Annotated in this window: 15 protein-coding genes; 10 read left to right on the top strand and 5 right to left on the bottom strand. The window is 35.3% G+C overall.

The window, feature by feature from the left end; genetic code table 11:
* Positions 1-3: 3 nt before the first annotated feature.
* From purB to AC4BC7_RS04140, 7 genes are all read left to right on the top strand, one after another.
* Positions 4-1,368 (top strand): adenylosuccinate lyase, encoded by a 1,365-nt coding sequence (gene purB / locus AC4BC7_RS04170; RefSeq protein WP_207942585.1) that lies wholly within the window; start codon positions 4-6, stop codon positions 1,366-1,368.
* Positions 1,368-1,847 (top strand): GNAT family N-acetyltransferase, encoded by a 480-nt coding sequence (locus AC4BC7_RS04165; protein ID WP_207942584.1) that lies wholly within the window; start codon positions 1,368-1,370, stop codon positions 1,845-1,847. Before purB ends, AC4BC7_RS04165 begins: the two co-directional genes overlap by 1 nt.
* A 14-nt stretch (positions 1,848-1,861) precedes the next feature.
* Positions 1,862-2,671: an amino acid ABC transporter substrate-binding protein gene (locus AC4BC7_RS04160; protein ID WP_490503927.1), complete on the top strand. Its 810-nt coding sequence runs from the start codon at positions 1,862-1,864 to the stop codon at positions 2,669-2,671.
* A gap of 11 nt (positions 2,672-2,682) precedes the next feature.
* Complete coding sequence (locus AC4BC7_RS04155; RefSeq protein WP_207942582.1) at positions 2,683-3,354, top strand: amino acid ABC transporter permease; 672 nt, start codon at positions 2,683-2,685, stop codon at positions 3,352-3,354.
* Between the two features lie 5 nt (positions 3,355-3,359).
* Entirely contained in the window at positions 3,360-4,091 is a 732-nt protein-coding gene (locus AC4BC7_RS04150; protein ID WP_207942581.1) for an amino acid ABC transporter ATP-binding protein, read from the top strand.
* 12 nt (positions 4,092-4,103) lie between these two features.
* Positions 4,104-5,237 (top strand): amidohydrolase, encoded by a 1,134-nt coding sequence (locus AC4BC7_RS04145; protein ID WP_207942580.1) that lies wholly within the window; start codon positions 4,104-4,106, stop codon positions 5,235-5,237.
* Between the two features lie 152 nt (positions 5,238-5,389).
* Positions 5,390-6,511, top strand: coding sequence for an aspartate-alanine antiporter-like transporter (locus tag AC4BC7_RS04140; RefSeq protein ID WP_207942579.1), 1,122 nt, complete (start codon positions 5,390-5,392; stop codon positions 6,509-6,511).
* A gap of 107 nt (positions 6,512-6,618) precedes the next feature.
* On the opposite strand, the gene AC4BC7_RS04135 is transcribed toward AC4BC7_RS04140, so the two are convergent.
* From AC4BC7_RS04135 to AC4BC7_RS04120, 4 genes are all read right to left on the bottom strand, one after another.
* Positions 6,619-7,257 (bottom strand): L,D-transpeptidase, encoded by a 639-nt coding sequence (locus AC4BC7_RS04135; RefSeq protein ID WP_207942578.1) that lies wholly within the window; start codon positions 7,255-7,257, stop codon positions 6,619-6,621.
* A 41-nt stretch (positions 7,258-7,298) separates the two neighbouring features.
* Positions 7,299-8,204, bottom strand: a complete 906-nt coding sequence (locus AC4BC7_RS04130; protein WP_207942577.1) for an NAD(P)/FAD-dependent oxidoreductase — start codon at positions 8,202-8,204, stop codon at positions 7,299-7,301.
* Between the two features lie 28 nt (positions 8,205-8,232).
* Positions 8,233-9,039 (bottom strand): sulfite exporter TauE/SafE family protein, encoded by an 807-nt coding sequence (locus AC4BC7_RS04125; protein WP_490503925.1) that lies wholly within the window; start codon positions 9,037-9,039, stop codon positions 8,233-8,235.
* A 111-nt stretch (positions 9,040-9,150) separates the two neighbouring features.
* Complete coding sequence (locus AC4BC7_RS04120; RefSeq protein ID WP_207942575.1) at positions 9,151-9,555, bottom strand: Rrf2 family transcriptional regulator; 405 nt, start codon at positions 9,553-9,555, stop codon at positions 9,151-9,153.
* 243 nt (positions 9,556-9,798) lie between these two features.
* On the opposite strand from AC4BC7_RS04120, the gene AC4BC7_RS04115 reads away from it, so the two are divergent.
* Both AC4BC7_RS04115 and AC4BC7_RS04110 read left to right on the top strand, forming a co-directional pair.
* Positions 9,799-11,532 (top strand): ABC transporter ATP-binding protein, encoded by a 1,734-nt coding sequence (locus tag AC4BC7_RS04115; protein WP_490503924.1) that lies wholly within the window; start codon positions 9,799-9,801, stop codon positions 11,530-11,532.
* The gene (locus AC4BC7_RS04110; protein WP_490503922.1) at positions 11,529-13,256 is read left to right on the top strand and encodes an ABC transporter ATP-binding protein; all 1,728 of its coding nucleotides are present in this window, start codon (positions 11,529-11,531) and stop codon (positions 13,254-13,256) included. Before AC4BC7_RS04115 ends, AC4BC7_RS04110 begins: the two co-directional genes overlap by 4 nt.
* Positions 13,257-13,305: 49 nt before the next feature.
* On the opposite strand, the gene AC4BC7_RS04105 is transcribed toward AC4BC7_RS04110, so the two are convergent.
* On the bottom strand, positions 13,306-14,088 hold the full coding sequence (locus tag AC4BC7_RS04105; protein WP_207942608.1) for an L-threonylcarbamoyladenylate synthase: 783 nt from the start codon (positions 14,086-14,088) through the stop codon (positions 13,306-13,308).
* Between the two features lie 261 nt (positions 14,089-14,349).
* On the opposite strand from AC4BC7_RS04105, the gene AC4BC7_RS04100 reads away from it, so the two are divergent.
* A complete protein-coding gene (locus tag AC4BC7_RS04100) occupies positions 14,350-17,961 on the top strand; it encodes an ABC transporter ATP-binding protein (protein ID WP_490503921.1) in 3,612 nt (1,203 codons plus the stop codon).
* Positions 17,962-18,002: the final 41 nt, after the last annotated feature.

The raw sequence follows: 18,002 nt of genomic DNA, 5'->3' as shown, positions 1-18,002 counted from the left end.
CGCATGGGGTCACATGTTATTGATTTAGTCATGTTGCGAAATAATTTCGGGACAGAAGAAATGCGGAAAGTATGGGACGATAAAAATCGTTTGCAACAACACTTAAAAATTGAAGCAGCGTTAGCACAAGCAGAAGGTGAATTGGGCATTATTCCTATAGAAGCTGCTGAAAAAATACGTGCAGTTGTAACGGTAGAAAAATATACAGTTGAAGAAATTGCTGCCGAAGCTGCTAAAATTAAACATTCATTTATGGCAACCATTAATGCCATTCAAAATCAAGCAGGGGAAGCAGGGGAATTTGTTCACTATGGCGCAACTACTCAAGATATCGTTGATACAGGGGCAATGCTACAGCTGAAAGAATCCTATGAAATTATTTTACGTGATATACAAGCAATTACGGAAAAATTAGCAGAACTAGCTAAAAAGTATCAATACACAACAATGGTAGGTCGGACTCATGGCATGCAGGCATTGCCAACCACATTTGGTTATAAATTAGCTGTCTGGTTAGATGAGTTTGGACGTCATCAAGAACGATTGCAAGAAATAAAAGAGCGCGTTTTTGTAGGAAACATAAATGGAGCGATTGGTTCGTATGCTTCTTTTGGACCAAAAGGAACAGAAATTGAGCGTCGTACTTTAGACATTTTAGGTTTAGGTACACCTGTCATTAGTTGGCAATCTGCTCGTGATCGTTTTTCTGAATATGCTTCAGTGATTGCTTTAATTAGTGGCACGTTAGGGAAAATTGGCAATGAGTTTTATAACTTAATGCGTACAGAAATTAACGAATTAGAAGAGGGTTTTTCTAAAGGGAAAATTGGTTCGTCTACGATGCCGCATAAAAGAAATCCTGCAGCTTTTGAAGGTCTTGCTAGCTTAACTCCAGCAGTCTTAAAAAGTGTTGCGCTGATCCATGAATCCATGCACGTTGAGCATGAAAGAGATGCGATGAGTTGGCGACTAGAATGGATTGCATTACCAGAAATCAATAGTTATATTGCGGCTCAATTGGCTAACTTTAAAGTTATTTTAAATGATCTTCGTGTCAATGAACAAGGCATGAAAGACAATCTTGAACGACAACAAGGCCTATTGCTTTCGGAAAAAGTTATGTTTGAAGTTGGCAAAAAACTAGGAAAACAAACAGCGCATCATGTTGTTTATGAATGTTCAATGAAAGCTTTTGAAGAACAAAAATCATTTTTGGATGTATTGTTGGAGCAACCAGAAATCACTGCAACGTATAGTAAAGAAGAAATTTCAGAATGGTTAGTAGCTGAAAATTATATTGGTTTAGCTGCAGAAAAAGTGGATGAAGTCATTAATCATCTAAAAGAAAAAAGGTTGTTGGAACAGTAATGAGTTTACGTCTATTAACGAAAGCAGATTTAGAAAGTTATCATTTTGTACTTCATCATGGTTACCAACAGACCAAAGAATTTCCTATTTCATTTGAAGCTGCTGATTATAGCAAAGAAGATAGTTTGAAGTGGCTAGAAGCTCATCCGACATATGGTTGGTTTGATGAAGAGTTGACCAGTGTTCTTTCTCTAAGAATGCCTTGGGGAGCTGAACCAGGCCCCTATGGTGTGCCACATATCGGTCATTTTACAACCCATCCTAATTACAGTGGCAAAGGGTATGGGAGACAGCTTTATCAGCAAGTTGAACAAGAAATCTTAAAAAAGCAGTTACGAACACCCTTTGTTACATTAGGAACCGCTGCATCGCATCCTTGGTTAAATGAGATGTATCAGCGTTTTGGCTTTCATGAAATTGCACGAAAGCAATTAACAGGTAAACAACATATTACAATCTATTATCAAAAAGACTTATAAAGGAGTGGCATAAAATGAAAAAATTAAACATTACATTAGTTGCATTAGCGGGGTTAGGGATTTTAAGTGCATGTGGGGATCAAGAAACGAATTCATCGGCTTCAAGTGATTCCGCAGTATCAGAAAAAGTGCTTAAAGTTGGTTCAACTGGACAAAGTTTTCCAAATGGCTATAAAGAAGGCGATAAATTAGTCGGCTTTGATGTGGAATTAGCGGAAAAAATTGCCGAAAATCTAGGTTACAAAATCGAATGGGTGACTACTGATTTTAGTGGTTTAATGGCCCAATTAGAATCAGGTCGTATTGATACGGTAGCCAATGCAGTAGCAATCACTGAAGAACGTTCAGAGCAATATAACTTTGCAGTTCCATATAGCTTCTATGGTGTGCAATTAGTGACTAACACAGAGAACGAAGACATTAATACACCTGAAGATTTAAAAGGCAAAACGGTTTCTGGTGTTTTAGGATCAAATAATGTTAAAAACTTAGAAAAATTTGATACGAATAAAGAAATCACGATTCGTACGTATGAAACTCGTGATGGCGCTCAACAAGATGCTGTGAATAATCGTGTAGATGGGTATGTAAATTCTCGTCCGATTTTAGCTGCAGAAATCAAAAAGAGTGATTTGCCTTTAAAATTTGTCGGTGATCCAATTGTGTATGAGGATATCAGCTTCCCATTTTCAAAAACTGAAGAAGGCGAAAAATTAGCGGACGAATTTTCAAAAGAGATTGAAGCCTTGAAAGAATCCGGTGAATTAAAAAAATTATCAGAAAAATACTTTGATGAAGATATTACTGTAAAAACCAACGAATAAGGAGTTGCTTTATGAATTTTGATATCGCGTATATGTTTGAGATAGTTCCGTCTATCTTGAAATTTGTACCAACGACGCTTTTTCTATCGGTTGTCTCAATGTTTTTTGCGATAATTATCGGATTAATCGTTGCTTTAATTAAGCGTAGTCAATTACCGATATTACCCCAACTAGCTTCTTTATATATTTCCTTATTCCGCGGAATGCCTACCTTGGTTCAATTGTTCATCATTTATTATGGTTTACCACAATTGTTCCCTTCAATGACTAATTTGGAAGCTAGTCAAGCGGCAATCATTGGTCTTAGTTTAAAAGAAAGTTCTTATTTAGCTGAAATTTTCCGAGCAGGCTTGGCTTCAGTGGATAAAGGACAATTGGAAGCTGGTTTATCTGTGGGCATGAAAAAAGTGGCAATTTATCGTCGAATTATTTTGCCACAAGCAACGATTAATGCTTTACCAGCAACAGGTAATACCTTTATTTCCTTGATTAAAGAAAGTTCGTTGGCATTTACGTTAGGAATTACTGAATTATTTGCTGAAGGAAAAATGATTGCTGCATCTACTTTACGCTTTTTCGAAACCTATTTAGTCGTCGGATTAATTTATTGGTTATTGATTTTAATTTACGCGTATATCCAAAAATTAATTGAAGCGAAATTAAATGTGCCCTATAGGAGGTAAGATATATGATTAAAGTAGAAGCCTTAGAAAAAAGCTTTGGTTCAAAAAAAGTTTTGAAAAATATTGCTTTAGACATTCAAAAAGGTGAAGTTGTTGCTATTATCGGCCCTTCTGGATCAGGAAAATCAACCCTTTTAAGATGTCTGAATTTATTAGAGCAACCAGATTCAGGTACGATTACGATTGGTGAGGTAACATTAGATACGAACAACTTTACTAAGAAAGAAGAGTACCAACTACGCCAACAAACGGCGATGGTTTTTCAAAATTATAATTTATTTCGGAATAAAACAGCATTAGAAAATGTCACAGAATCACTGATCGCCAACAAGAAAATGTCTAAGAAGGAAGCTGAAACGTATGGACTCTCCTTATTAAACCGAGTGGGCTTATCGGCGCAGGCCAAACAATACCCAGTCACCTTATCAGGTGGACAACAACAACGTGTGAGTATTGCACGTGCCTTAGCAGTTAAACCACATGCGTTATTATTTGATGAACCAACCTCCGCTTTAGATCCAGAGTTAGTTGGTGAAGTATTACAAGTTATTCGTGAATTGGCCACACAAGAAACGACTATGGTGATTGTTACACACGAGATGCAATTTGCAAAAGAAGTCGCTAATCGAGTAGTGTTTATGGAAGATGGCGAGATTTTACATGAAGGAACAGCCGAAGAAGTACTTTCTTCAACCAATAATGTACGAATGAATCAATTCTTAAATAGTATTAATTAAAGGAGCGATAACGTGGTAGACTTACAAGAACTAGAAACTTTTTTAATTGAATATCGACGCAATATGCATCGTCATCCTGAATTGTCGCATCAAGAATATCAAACGACAGAAAATATCCGTCAATTATTATTGTCTCATGGAGTGACAATTATTGATACACCGTTAGAAACAGGTTTAATTGCTCAAATAGAAGGAGCCGAAGCTGGACCAACAATTGCTTTACGAGCAGATATCGATGCATTGCCGATTGTTGAACAGTCCGGTGTGCCTTTTGTTTCTGAAAATAATGGCGTCATGCACGCTTGTGGGCATGATTTCCATACATCCGTTATTTTAGGAGCGACCATTTTATTAAATCAACAAAAAGAACAACTAAAAGGAAATGTGTTAGTCATTTTCCAAGCAGCAGAAGAAGTTGCCCAAGGAGCTGCTAAAGTGTTAGCAACGGGTGTACTTGATGAAGTGGAAGCAGTTTTTGGCTTTCATAATGACCCATCCTTACCTGTTGGAACATTAGGAACTAAGGTAGGCGAATTAACGGCAGCAGTTGATCGTTTCGAAATTATAGTTAAAGCAGAAGGAGCCCACGGTGCGAAACCTCATGAAGGGGTGGATCCTTTAATCGTTTTGGCACAAGTCATTCAAGCTTTTCAACCGATTATTAGTCGCAATTTAGCACCAGACTCACATGCTGTTTTGAGTATTACGCAAGTGCACAGTGGTGAAACTTGGAATGTAATTCCTGAAAGTGCCTATTTAGAAGGAACTGTTCGTAATTTTAGCGCAGAAAACCGTGAAAAAGTTGAACAACGGATTCGTAAAATTTTAGAAGGAATTGCTTTAGCTAATGAAATTGAGATTGAATTAGTTTGGCATGCTAGTTGTCCTTCTGTAACCAACGATGAAAAATGGACGGCTGTTTCTTTGGAAGTAGCAGAATCAGTAGGTTATGACACGCGTATTGTTAAAGAATCAGCAATTGGTGAAGATTTTGCCTATTATCAAGAAAAAATTCCTGGTTCTTTTGTAATGATTGGATCAGGTGGTCCTTATGAATTGCATCATCCGAAATTTAAAGTGGACGATACAGCATTATTCCCAGCAGTAAAATATTTTGAAGCACTTGTTTTGAATGTTTTAAAATAAACGATTGACTCATTCTTCAATTGAGTTAAACTAAATCATAGTGTGGTATAAGTAATGGAATCTTCTTGTCTTTCGATAGATGAGAAGATTCATCTTGCTTTAGTATAAACAACTGAGCCAGTTTATATGACTCAATGAGTGGGAGAGTGAAAATGGAAGAATTATTTACGATTTTTAGTATTTTAGTATTAGGTTATGCATTTGGTAGTATTAGTTTTTGGGGAATTCGTTTAGGTAGTTCAGGTGTGTTATTAATCGCCTTGGTTTTCGGTCATTTTGGTCATGAGATTTCAGAAATTATTCGTAATATTGGTTTGATTTTTTTTGTTACGTCTGTAGGTTATACAGCAGGACCAGTATTTTTTAGAAACTTTAAGCAAAAAGCTTGGGTGTATATTTTATTAGGCCTATTGACCGTTTTAGCAGGGGTATTAAGCTGTCTATTATTTTTACAATTATTTCACTTGCCAACAGCATTAGCTTTGGGATTATATACTGGAGCAATCACCAGTACACCAGGGCTAGCGGCAGCATTAGAAGCAACCAAAGATCATCTAGCATCGATTGGTTATGGAATTGCTTACCCGTTTGCAGTTATTGGAAAAGTAATTGCCATTCAAATGATTCCTAAAATTTTAAGAACAGATATGAAGGCTGAAAGAGAAAAACTAGCCGAAAATCTAAAACCTCCGAAAGAAACCAAACGAGAAAATCGAAAGTTTATTCAAATAGATCAAATTGGGTTCTTTTCCTTTTCGTTAGCTGTTTTATTAGGTTTAGTAATTGGAGCAATTGCTATTCCATTGCCTGGAGGTGCAACGTTCTCACTGGGTATCTCAGGAGGTCCATTGTTGGCTGGGTTAATTTTAGGCCATTTTCGTTTTGTTGGACGTGTATCGATTACTGTTCCTCAAAACACATTGAATGTGATGCGTGAATTTGGTTTGATGTTCTTTTTAATGGGAGCAGGAACGAGTGCGGGTGTCGGATTTGTCGAAACCTTGCAAAAATATGGAGTCATCTTATTCTTATTAGGTGCGATTATGACCTTAGTACCAATTATTGTTGGTTATTTTATTGCACGTAAAGTCTTTAAATTAGATTTGTTACTGGCTTTGGGTGCAGTTTGTGGCGGGTTAACAAGCACACCAGCACTAGGAGTTTTAATTTCTTCTTCTGGAACCGATGAAGTGGCAGTTCCGTATGCTTCAACGTATCCAATTGCCTTAATTACTATTGTATTAGCTACACAAATGATTGGTGTTTTCTTATGATAAACAAAAAGCCTGTGATATAAGATAAAATAAAACGATTCGACCGATAGAGTAGTATATCGGTCGAATCGTTTACTGTTTAAAAGACTTATATCATAGGCCCTTTTTTATACAATTTTTACTTTCATTCCCACAAGTGAGTTTTCATAGAACCATTGTGCATCAGGCACAGAAAGACGTACGCAACCGTGTGAGTTCGCTTTATGACCTAATTCTTCAGCTTCTTCTATAATATATTCACCAGATTTATCGATAGGAACGCTATGGAATAAATAGATTCCGTGATCTTTGAAAGAAACATAATAATTTGCACCTTCGCCAGAATCGGCGTTAAAAAACGTTTCACCTTTTTCTGGTTCGATAACAAATTCACCTTTGGGAGTAGGTGTTTCCTCAGCACCAGTTGAGCAATACATTGTATATATCGTTTGGCCATCTCGTTGAATAAAGACCCGTTGTTTTTGTGTATTAACTAATAAGACATCGCTATTTTTTAAGGTAGGATAGGGTTTATCTTCAGAAGAGCGTTGCCAATCAATTTTTTCGACTTGTTCTTGTTTTTGAGTCGTTGTCTCAGAGGTGGTTGTTTCTGTTGTCTCGATGGAAGTCGTTGCCACCGCAACTTTTTCTACTTCTTTTGCATAGATAATTTGCTCAGGTACTACCTTGTGTTTATTAAATAAAACAAAGACATTACATGCAATTAATACTAATAAGATAGAAAAAACGCCAATTAATTTTTTCATTATCTACGCTCCTTTCATTATGAGATAAATACAATTCTATTTTACTCGAAGGAGCCGAAGTTCGCAAAGGCAATTTCTTTAACAATTTCAGAAGCAACTCGGCTACCTGAACTTGCGGCGTGAACTAATTGTTCAGCAAATGCAACATGGCTATCACCAGCTGCGTAGATATTAGGATAGGAAGTTTTACCCGTTTCATCGGTAGCAATTCGGCCAAATTCATTTAAGGCTAATGGAATTTCCCGAAGAAAAGAAATATTTAAGTTGAATTTAGGTATGACAAAACCACCAGCAACTTGCTTTTCTTCCCCATTCTCTAAAGACAGGTGACACGTGTTGTTTTTTTTCTCGATAGTGATTATTTTTTGTTCTATTAAGGTAATTTTTTTAGCCTTTAATTTAGCTTTGATTTTTTCATTTACAGATAAGCCATTTGTAAAGAGCGTTAATTCGTTACTCCAGTGAAAAATCATTGCGGCAAAATGGAGAATCATTTCTTCTTGTTCAACGATTACACCTAAAGATTTATCTTTCATTTCCCAACCATCACAAAATGGGCAATTGAAAAATGATTGACCATATACATTAGTCAGACCAGAAATTTCAGGTAATGTTTCCTTTAAACCAGTGGCTAAGAGGAGTCGACTAGCTGTAAATGTTTGGCTTTTAGTTGTAACATTAAAAATTTGATTCTGCTCATCAATGGTTTCAACACGATCTATCACTGTGTGAATCGTCGAATAATACGATAAATCATTCAAGGCTCGTTTTTTTATTTCAGAAGGTGCCAAACGATCATTAGTGATAAAGCCATGTGCTTCATGAGTTACCTTGTTTCGGGCATTGTTATCATCAATTACTAAAACCTTTAGTTTTGCTCTGCCTAATACTAAGGCAGCACTTAAGCCAGCAGGGCCTCCGCCAACAATAATACAATCATATAACATTTTTAATAAGCTCCTTTATCTATATCATCTAATTAAATAGCGTATTGAATAACATATAAACACTCAAACTGATTAAAAAGAGTGCAAATAGAGTTTTTACTTTTCTTTCAGGTAATTTAAGCATCAATTGAACACCAATTTTTGCTGTGGGGATAGATAGCAGTGCTAGAATAAGCACTGTCGGTAAGTGGATATAACCCAAAGAGTAGGGAGGTAAATTTGTTTGAGAAAGACCACTAAAAATAAAGCCTAACGAAGCAAATGTGGTTAAAAAGACGCCACAAAACGATGCTGTGCCAATTGCCTTTTTCAAAGAAAGACCAGTTTTATTCAAATAAGTGATGATTAAACCCGACCCAGAAATACTACCTAAAGTTGCAATTGTTCCGATAGAAAGAGCATAGAGGAGATCTTTTAATTTACTTGTTTGTTGACTGTCAACTGCTGTTTTTTTTCTTTGTAAAAGCATTTTACCACCTAGATAAATTAAAAAAATTGAAAAAGCTATTTTTAAAAAGTTTGGATTAATTGATGTTACAAATTGACTAACGAGTAATGTAGTCAATAATAAAATTGGTAAGAATAAACGAATCCGTTTAAAATCGATATTTTGATTCTTGTAATGCGTATAGGCTGAAGCGCTGGTACTAATAATCATAGTAGCAAAAGCAGTTCCCATCGCCATAAATATTACATGGGTTTGAGGAACGTGAATCATTGGGAGAAAAATTAAGAGCGCAGGGACGATAATACCACCACCACCTAAACCAAACATACCAGAGACTAAACCTACGAAAAAACCTAAAAAAAGAACACCAATCAAATAGCTGAGCATTCATCACACCTCATTTCATTTTTAGAAGTATTTAAAAAGAGTTATTAAAGATATATTATATCTCTAATCATTGGATAAAAGAAAGAGAAACACTTTTAGTTTCTCTTTCTTTTATCCAAAAACAGCTTTTTTTTGCTGAACAATGGACACCAAACATTGATTTTTTAAATAATCTTCCATCAAGTCTTCTGCTTGATACATGATATTTTTTACAACACATTTTGGATTATCATGTACATAACATTCGAAAATTGATTGTTTTCCTTCAATCGCTTGAATAATATCTAGAAAAGAAATGGATTCCCAATCATTTCGAATAGAATAACCACCATTAGCACCTGAAATAGCTTTAACTAAGCCTTCCTTAGACAGTTTAGTCAATATCTTTGATAGATAAGTGGGTGAGATAGTTTGATATTCAGCTAATTCCACGACACTAATAGGTGGTTCTTGATGTTTTTCGGCTAATAAAACCATGGTGTGGAGCGCATAGTCGGTAGCTTTTGAATATTTCATAACTGTTCCCTCTTTTTGATTAACGACTTTATATATCTATAATAGCGACTAAATAAGTAAATTGTCAAGCTCTAAAATGATTCTCCTAAGATTGTCGCGAATTTGTAGTTGCTTTTTTTGTATGAAAGAATATAATTGGTAATGAGAATCATTCTCAATTGAAGTTGTTGCGATTATTCTAACGACTTTAATAGTGTATCGAAATATTTGTTACATTACTCACGAGAGCTAGGAGGGTATAGCATGGAAACCAAGAGAAAAACAAATATTGCGTTTATTTTAAAAGAAGCGGATTCACAAAAGTACAAAATGTATTTATCAGTTTTTTTTAGTGTCGTTTCTGGTTTATGTAAGATTTTCCCCTATATTTTGTTGCAAGTTATTATTGTAGAGTTGTTGTCTGCCAGTCCAGATAAAGAAAAAATTCAGCTGTATATATTTATTTGTTTTGGAACCGTGGGTATTAATATTTTATTTTTAGCATTAGGATTAGCCTTTTCACATATTGCCGCTTTTTCTATTTTATTTAAAATTAGGGAAAATGCGATTGACCATATGGGAAAACTAGGTTTAGGTTTTTTTCAAGAACGTTCATCAGGGCAAATAAAAAAAGCATTGGATGAAGATATTGAAAAGCTAGAATTATTTATTGCTCATCAAATTCCTGACTTGGCAGAATCGATTATTACACCGTTAGTCGTTATTATTTATTTGATGCAAATTAATTTTTGGTTGGCACTTATTTTATTCATTCCTTTTCTTCTTTCTTTGCTATTACAAGCTTGGATTTTTAAAGGATACGAAGAAACAATGACGAATTATAATCAAGTATTGAAAATTATGCATGGAACAATTGTAGAATATATTCATGGAATGCGCGTGTTTAAAGCTTTTAATTTAAGTGCTACTAACTTTAAGAAATATACACGAACGGTAGATGAATATTTAAAATATTGGATTAAAATTTGTGATGATACCATTAAAAGCTATACGATAGGTTTAACAATTATTGACACCTCGGGATTATTATTAACTATTCCAGTAGGTGGATTGCTATATTTATCAGGAAAATTAGATTTTTCTGGTTTTGTGATGTTTTTATTACTGTCTACGGTATTTTTAACAGCTTTTTTGAAGATTTTATCGATGGGTGGGAATTTAGCACGATTGTTAACGGGAGCCGATAATATTAGAGAGATGATGGAAGTTCCTGCTTTAACCAATGGAGACGAATATTTAGAGGATGCTATAGGAGAAGTGGCGTTCCAAAAAGTAACTTTTGCATATGATGAAAAAAACGTTTTGGAAAATCTCTCATTTACTTTAAAACCAAATACAGTAACTGCTTTAGTCGGACCTTCAGGATCAGGAAAAACAACAGTAGGAATGTTACTGGGGCGTTTTTGGGATATTTCGCAAGGAAGTATTACAATTGATGGCAAAGAGCTACAAGCACTTGCGTTGGACTCATTGATGGAAAAAACAGCTTTTGTTTTTCAAGACGTTTTTATGCTGAATGACACGATTCTAAATAACATTCGTTTGGGGATGGATAAAACGGAAGAAGAAGTTTTTGTTGCGTGTCAAAAAGCTCAAATACATGATTTCATTTTAACTTTGCCAAATGGCTATGGCACGGTTATTGGAGAGAAATCAGGCATTAAATTATCTGGTGGTGAGAAACAACGAATTGCTATTGCTAGAGCGTTATTAAAAGATGCTCAAATTGTGATATTAGATGAAGTGACAGCATATTCTGATATTGAAAATGAAAAAAATATCCAATTAGCATTAAGGAATCTTTTGTTAAATCGTACGGGATTAATTATTGCTCATCGTCTCTATACTATTCAAAACGTAGATCAAATTTTAGTTTTAGATGAGGGGCAGTTGGTGGAACAAGGAACACATCGAGAATTACTCGCTAAAGAAGGTCTTTACCAACGATTGTGGCAAAAAGGAGGAAAAGGCGCATGATAAAAGAAATCAAACGATTGATAGGTGAAGCCGATTACCGTTTATTTTTAAAAGCTGTGAAATTGTTAGTGGCCGATGCCTTGTTTCATGCAGTTATTTATAGCATGTTATTTCTAGTTTTATTGGACTTGGTAAATGATTCGTTAACCTCTGTTAAGATTAGTTCCTATACAGTCATTACTTTTGTCATGATGATTGTGCGTTTTTTTGTTTTAAATAAAGGTTATTATGCAGCACAAGCTGATGGTGCGCGAATTGTGGCTCATTTACGAATTAAAATGGGAGATTATATTCGCAAGTTAAACATGGGATTTTTCAATAAAAATAATATTGGTGAGCTAACAAATACCCTCACAAATGATTTAAATGATTTCGAAACATTGATTACGCACATGGTGTCTGATTTTATCAAATATTTCATTCTAACGATTTATCTAGCAGTTTGTTTGCTTTTTATTAACCCAATGATTAGCTGGCTCCAAATGTTGTCAGTTATCCTCACTTATTTTATTTTGAAATTAGGCCGAAAACAGTTGAAAAAAGTAACGATTAACTCAAAAAAAGTGCGTTCAGGTATGTTATCTAATATTATCGAATACGTCAATGGAATTAGTGTATTTAAATCGTATAATATGATGGGTAGTCAATTTGAACGTTTAAATAAAAGCTTATCAGAAGTAAAAAAAGAATCAATCAAAGTTGAATTATCTGCAATTCCGTATATTTTACCTGTTCAAGTGATTCTCATGCTTTCTTTCCCACTATCTGCTTATCTAGCAACGCAACAATTTTTTAATAATCAACTATCAATGAATGAATTATTGATTTATTTAGTAGCTTCTATTTCATTTATGAATGTAGCGATTAGTTGGGCGGTGTTGTCTTTAGAATCTGCATATTATCAAACAGCTGTACAAAAGTTATTGAACATCCTTGATTTGCCAGAAATTTCCTATGAAACGACTACTTTTGAACCAAGTGATTATGCAATTCGTTTTCAAGATGTGGCTTTTGGTTATCTTGCGGATAAAGCGGTTCTTGAAGAATTAAATTTTGAAGTAAAACAAGGGGAGATGGTCGCTTTAATCGGCGCTTCTGGTTCGGGAAAATCGACTGTTTTAAATCTACTTGCTCGATTTTGGGATCCAACACGTGGAGAAATTTTGATAGGTAATCAAGATATCAAAACAATTTATCCAGATTCGTTATTAAGTAAAATTAGTATGGTATTTCAAGATGTGTATTTATTACAAGATACTATTTTTGAAAATATTCGCATTGGTAATCCTAAGGCAACGGTAGAAGAAGTAATCCAAGCAGCTCAAATGGCGAATTGTCATGAATTCATTCGTACCTTACCGGATGGTTATGAGACCATGTTACATGAAGGAGGAGCGGGTCTTTCAGGTGGAGAAAAACAACGAATATCAATTGCTCGCGCCTTTTTAAAAGATGCACCGATTATTTTATTAGATGAAGCAACGGCGTCTTTAGACATAGATAACGAAGCGATTGTTCAGCAATCAATTCAACAATTGGTTACGAATAAAACCGTAATGGTCATTGCTCATCGCCTAAACACTATCCGTAAAGCGTCAAAAATCATTTTGTTGGAAAATGGCCGGATTATTGAAGCTGGTTCACATGACGATTTATTGAAGCAACAAGGAAAATATTATCAAATGTTCCAGACAATGCATGCGGCTTCTGAATGGAGTTTATAACAACAAAGAACTCGACTATTTGCAAATAGTCGAGTTCTTTGTTGTTTTTTTAATAGTATTCCCCTTGACGATAGTCCCAAGAGTTGAATTGTTCTGATAAATACATCATGATTTTATCAATATCCAAACCTTTACGAATAACAATCGGTGCAGGAGAGATTGAGCGTTCAGTTCCTTGTTCCGGAACCAAGTTACCATCTTTATCTACAAATGATACCATTACCCCTTGTTCGTAACGAGTTTCAATTGTTTTATCTGGTTGAATGGATGCGACATAATCGTTACCTTCGATGATTAAATCAGCTTCATTTTCAATTTGTTCACCAATACCTTCGACAAGACCGCGATTTCCTTTTCCTGAAGGATTTGCAGAACTTGCAAATAATAATGTTTTATCTTTCGCCCAAAGTTCTTGTGCGATTTGTTCACCAGGTACACCGAATTTTAATACAAAACAGCTTGTTCCACGTGTATCTGTCATTAATTCGTCAGAACCATCATTTGGAATGTATTGTTTTCCAGATTCTTTCCAAGGAAGGATTGCGCCAAAAAGAACATCTTCTTCCCAACATTTTTTATAAACAGCAGCCATTTCTTCGTTCATATCAGCTAGTTCAAAAAGTTGTTCAAGTGAGCCACATAATACGACTCCAGGTTTATTTCTTTTACGATTTTTTGCAGAGAATTTTCTTTCTAATCCGGCTTTATCTGCTACAGTGATGATGTAGCCAACTTTTGTTGGACAAACAACCACTTTGCCTCCGCTTTGTAGTAAATCAATGGCCTCTTGTGTAGGGGCACCTGTCCATGAAATGTATTTATCTTGACTCATGTAATCCAATCCTTCCTTAACTAACATTTTCTTATGCTCTTAATGAGTAATATTCAGAAAATTTTGATTTTTCTAAGTGTATCAAATGATAGTATATCTTACACGGATAGTCAAGAGGGATTTCACAAAATGTTCCTAATTAAAATAGAAGAGGTTATTCTAATTAGGCAAAAGGACAAAATATTCTAAATATATTGCAATTATTCAATGAATAGCTATAATTGACGTTGAGAATCATTCTCAATTGAAAGGGGAGCGTTTATGAGTAAAAAGAAAAAACAGCCTTCTGTATTGAAGAAATTACAACCTTTTTTAGGGAAGCGCAAGTTGTTTATTTATAGTTCAATGGTAATGTCTATTTTGGCTGCACTTTTTGGTTTAGTACCATATGGTATTGTTTATTTATTTTCTGTTGAAATTTTAGAAAGACCAGCAGATAATCCTAATATTTTTATTTTATATGCAGGAATTGCATTTTTAGCAATTATTTTAAAAGGCATTTGTTATAAATTATCGAGTGATTTTGCCCACCAAGCGGCGTTTGATATTTTATATGATATTCGTATCACTTTAGCAGAGAAGTTGACCAAATTACCTTTGGGCTATTTTGATACGCATGATACAGGAAAAATTAAAGTTACGATGAATGAAGATGTAGAGCAACTAGAAGAAGGCATTGCTCATTTAATTCCAGACATTACGACGGGCGTTTCGATACCACTTTTGACGTTCTTGGCCATGTTTATTTTAGATTGGCGCATGGCAATGGCAGCATTATTGATTATTCCATTGTTGGGTCTTTTTTATGCGAATGTCATGAAAAAAATGAAGCCGTTAGTTCCGAAACAAATTGAGGTAGGCGGTTTAATCACTAATGCTGTTTTACGTTATGTTTATGGAATGAAAGTTATTCGTGTGTTCTCACAATCAGAAAAAGCCTTTGAAGAATATGCCACTGTTGTAAAAAAAGCCGCAGATTTAAGTGTTGAAATTGAAAAAGAAACGCTTGAGGGGAAAACAATTTTTGCAGCTGTCGCTCAAATGCCGTTATTAATTGTGATTCCAATGGGTGTTTGGTTATACAGTGCAGGTGAAATTTCACTGTCTTTATTTGTTTTATTTATCATGTTAACGATTGGAATTGGCAATACATTGGTTAAGGCATTTCGTTCGAATGGTCAAGTATCTTTTCGTTTAGCTGGTGTCACACGTAAAATTACAGCAATGTTAGATGAGCCAGAATTAACCCAACCAACACAGGCGGTACAACCACAAGAAGCAACGATTACTTTTGAAAATGTATCCTTTGCTTATAATGAAGAACGTGATGTATTAAGGAATGTTACTTTTACTGTACCAGAAGGAACCTTGACCGCTCTTGTTGGAGAATCGGGAGCTGGTAAAACTACGATTGCTCGTTTAGTGCCACGTTTTTGGGATGCAACAAGCGGACAAGTCAGCATTGGTGGAGTAGATGTTAGAAATATCGGCAGTCAAGATTTAATGAATTTCGTTTCTTATGTTTTTCAAGATGTTTATTTATTTGAAGGAACCATCATGGACAACATTCGCATGGGACGACCAGAAGCAACAGACGAAGAAGTGATTGCTGCCGCTAAACAAGCCTATTGTCATCATTTTATTATGCAATTAGAAGACGGCTATCAAACAGTAGTCGGAGATGGTGGTGGAAAACTAAGTGGCGGACAACGCCAACGAATCAGTATTGTTCGAGCTTTTTTGAAACAAGCACCTATTTTAGTCTTAGATGAAGCAACCGCTTTAATTGATGCTGAAAATGAAGCCTATATTCAAGATGCGATCAATAAATTGATGCACCCTGTAAATGGACAACCGAAAACAATTATTATGATTGCTCATCGTTTGCATACTATTGTAAAAGCAGATCAAATCCTGGTTATTGAAGATGGACAAATTGCGGCCAAAGGCACACATCAAGAGTTGTTAGCTACTCATGCTTCCTATCAAACACAGTGGGAAGCTTACCGTGGCGAAGGTAATGCATTATTATCTAAAGTCGAGACAACCGATAAACCACTTCCTTTCAAAGCAAAATTACTGACGAAAATTTCTGAGGAAAATAAAATAGAAGATGAAGCCTATCGTCATTTAAGTGAATATTCAGTGTATAAACAATCGCTAGTTGTTGCTGGAAGTTCAGAAAATAAAAAAGAACTAAAAGAAGGGTATCGTCGGACTTTTATTGAGAGTTTCTTTATCAGTATTCCTTTAATTGTAGTTGCGTATATTGTTTATTTGCTCTTTACAGATAGTGTGACGGATGTCTGGAAAGTAGTTGGCGGCATGTTCCTTGCGTTGCTTTTACAAGGACTAACGTATTACTATTCCAACCGGATTATGTTTTTGATTTATTATAAGATGACAGCAAGTATTCGACTATATTTGGGAAGACGTTTAAAAAATTTACCGTTAGGATATTTTTCAAAACAAGATGCTGCTTTATTAGAAATGAACGTCAAACAAGATGCGATGTTTTTAGGATTTACGCCAGCCATCGTCATTGGGATTATCAAAGGTGTTATTACGCCAGTTATGACATTGCTGGTATTAGCATGGATTGATTGGACGTTAGCACTTATTGCTATCGCAGGAATTCCCATGTGTTTATTCATAACAAAGCTAGCCGACCAACAGCTACAAAAAGTGATGAATCGACTACAAACTGCTCGAAAACAAGCCAATCGTCGTATTCTTGATTTCATTCGTGGTATTTCAGTTATTCGCTCGTTTGGTTTAGCTGGTAGTAAATTATTAGGTTATCAAGAAACAATGGATGAATTTCGTAAGAGTAGCATTCAGTTAAATAAAAAATTATCACCGTATACGGCCTTAAATGTTATCATGTTTGAAATAGGTTATGTCATTGTTTTGGTTGTCGGTGGGCTAAAATATACAGCAGGAACAATTGATGGGGTGTCGTTAATTTGTTTCTTAATTTTGACGGCTGCATTGTATGAGACTTTACCAATCATGGATTATGTGGTGTATAAACGTCTAATGAAGACGACATTAGATAGTCTTGATGATGTCATTCAAGAAGAAGATTTACCACAACCAGAAATTGGTCAAGAAAAATTACCAGCAACATTTGGCGTAACGTTAGAAAACATTTCTTTTGGCTATACGAATCAAGAGATTTTACACAAGCTTAATCTAACGATTCCTGAAAATGGTATTACAGCGCTTGTAGGACCCTCTGGAGGTGGGAAAACAACCACATTGAATCTGATTGCACGTTTTTATGATATCGCGTCAGGGAGCATTAAAATAGGAAATGTGGATATTCGAGACATGCGTCATGATACTTTGATGCAACATATTAGTTTTGTTTTTCAAGATGTGTATTTGATGCCAGATACGATTATGAATAATTTGAAATTTGGCAATCCACATGCTAGTTTTGAAGAAGTGGTAGCGGCTGCTAAGTTGGCATGTTGTGATGAATTTATCATGGAGTTTCCAGAAGGATATGATACTCAAATTAGTGATGGGGGTGCAAACTTATCCGGTGGTCAGAAGCAACGGATTAGTATTGCTCGAGCGTTGCTTAAAGATGCACCGATTGTTTTATTAGATGAAGCAACGGCAAGTGTTGATCCAGAGAATGAATTATATATCCGTGAAGCGTTACAAGTACTAGCGCAACATAAAACAGTTATTATGGTGGCGCATCGCTTGCATACCATTCGCAACGCAACAAAAATTGCCGTAATTGAAGATGGGAACGTTGTGGAATCAGGGTCCCATGAAGAATTATTTACTAAAAATGGTCGCTATAAACAATTTTGGCAAGAACGTCAACGAGCAGAACAATGGCAAGTTGAGATATAGAAAAATGCCTCGTCCTAAAAGTTTTAGGGTGAGGCATCTTT

The sequence above is a fragment of the Enterococcus sp. AMC1623 genome (assembly GCF_058216495.1).
This window is presented reverse-complemented; position numbering and strand designations above follow the sequence as displayed.

Coding starts and splice junctions, on each gene's coding strand:
- AC4BC7_RS04135 (WP_207942578.1), bottom strand. CDS start 7,257: ATGAAAAAATTAATTGGCGTTTTTTCTATCTTATTAGTATTAATTGCA.
- AC4BC7_RS04140 (WP_207942579.1), top strand. CDS start 5,390: ATGGAAGAATTATTTACGATTTTTAGTATTTTAGTATTAGGTTATGCA.
- AC4BC7_RS04105 (WP_207942608.1), bottom strand. CDS start 14,088: ATGAGTCAAGATAAATACATTTCATGGACAGGTGCCCCTACACAAGAG.
- AC4BC7_RS04130 (WP_207942577.1), bottom strand. CDS start 8,204: ATGTTATATGATTGTATTATTGTTGGCGGAGGCCCTGCTGGCTTAAGT.
- AC4BC7_RS04125 (WP_490503925.1), bottom strand. CDS start 9,039: ATGCTCAGCTATTTGATTGGTGTTCTTTTTTTAGGTTTTTTCGTAGGT.
- AC4BC7_RS04160 (WP_490503927.1), top strand. CDS start 1,862: ATGAAAAAATTAAACATTACATTAGTTGCATTAGCGGGGTTAGGGATT.
- AC4BC7_RS04165 (WP_207942584.1), top strand. CDS start 1,368: ATGAGTTTACGTCTATTAACGAAAGCAGATTTAGAAAGTTATCATTTT.
- AC4BC7_RS04115 (WP_490503924.1), top strand. CDS start 9,799: ATGGAAACCAAGAGAAAAACAAATATTGCGTTTATTTTAAAAGAAGCG.
- AC4BC7_RS04120 (WP_207942575.1), bottom strand. CDS start 9,555: ATGAAATATTCAAAAGCTACCGACTATGCGCTCCACACCATGGTTTTA.
- AC4BC7_RS04150 (WP_207942581.1), top strand. CDS start 3,360: ATGATTAAAGTAGAAGCCTTAGAAAAAAGCTTTGGTTCAAAAAAAGTT.
- AC4BC7_RS04155 (WP_207942582.1), top strand. CDS start 2,683: ATGAATTTTGATATCGCGTATATGTTTGAGATAGTTCCGTCTATCTTG.
- AC4BC7_RS04100 (WP_490503921.1), top strand. CDS start 14,350: ATGAGTAAAAAGAAAAAACAGCCTTCTGTATTGAAGAAATTACAACCT.
- purB (WP_207942585.1), top strand. CDS start 4: ATGGGGTCACATGTTATTGATTTAGTCATGTTGCGAAATAATTTCGGG.
- AC4BC7_RS04110 (WP_490503922.1), top strand. CDS start 11,529: ATGATAAAAGAAATCAAACGATTGATAGGTGAAGCCGATTACCGTTTA.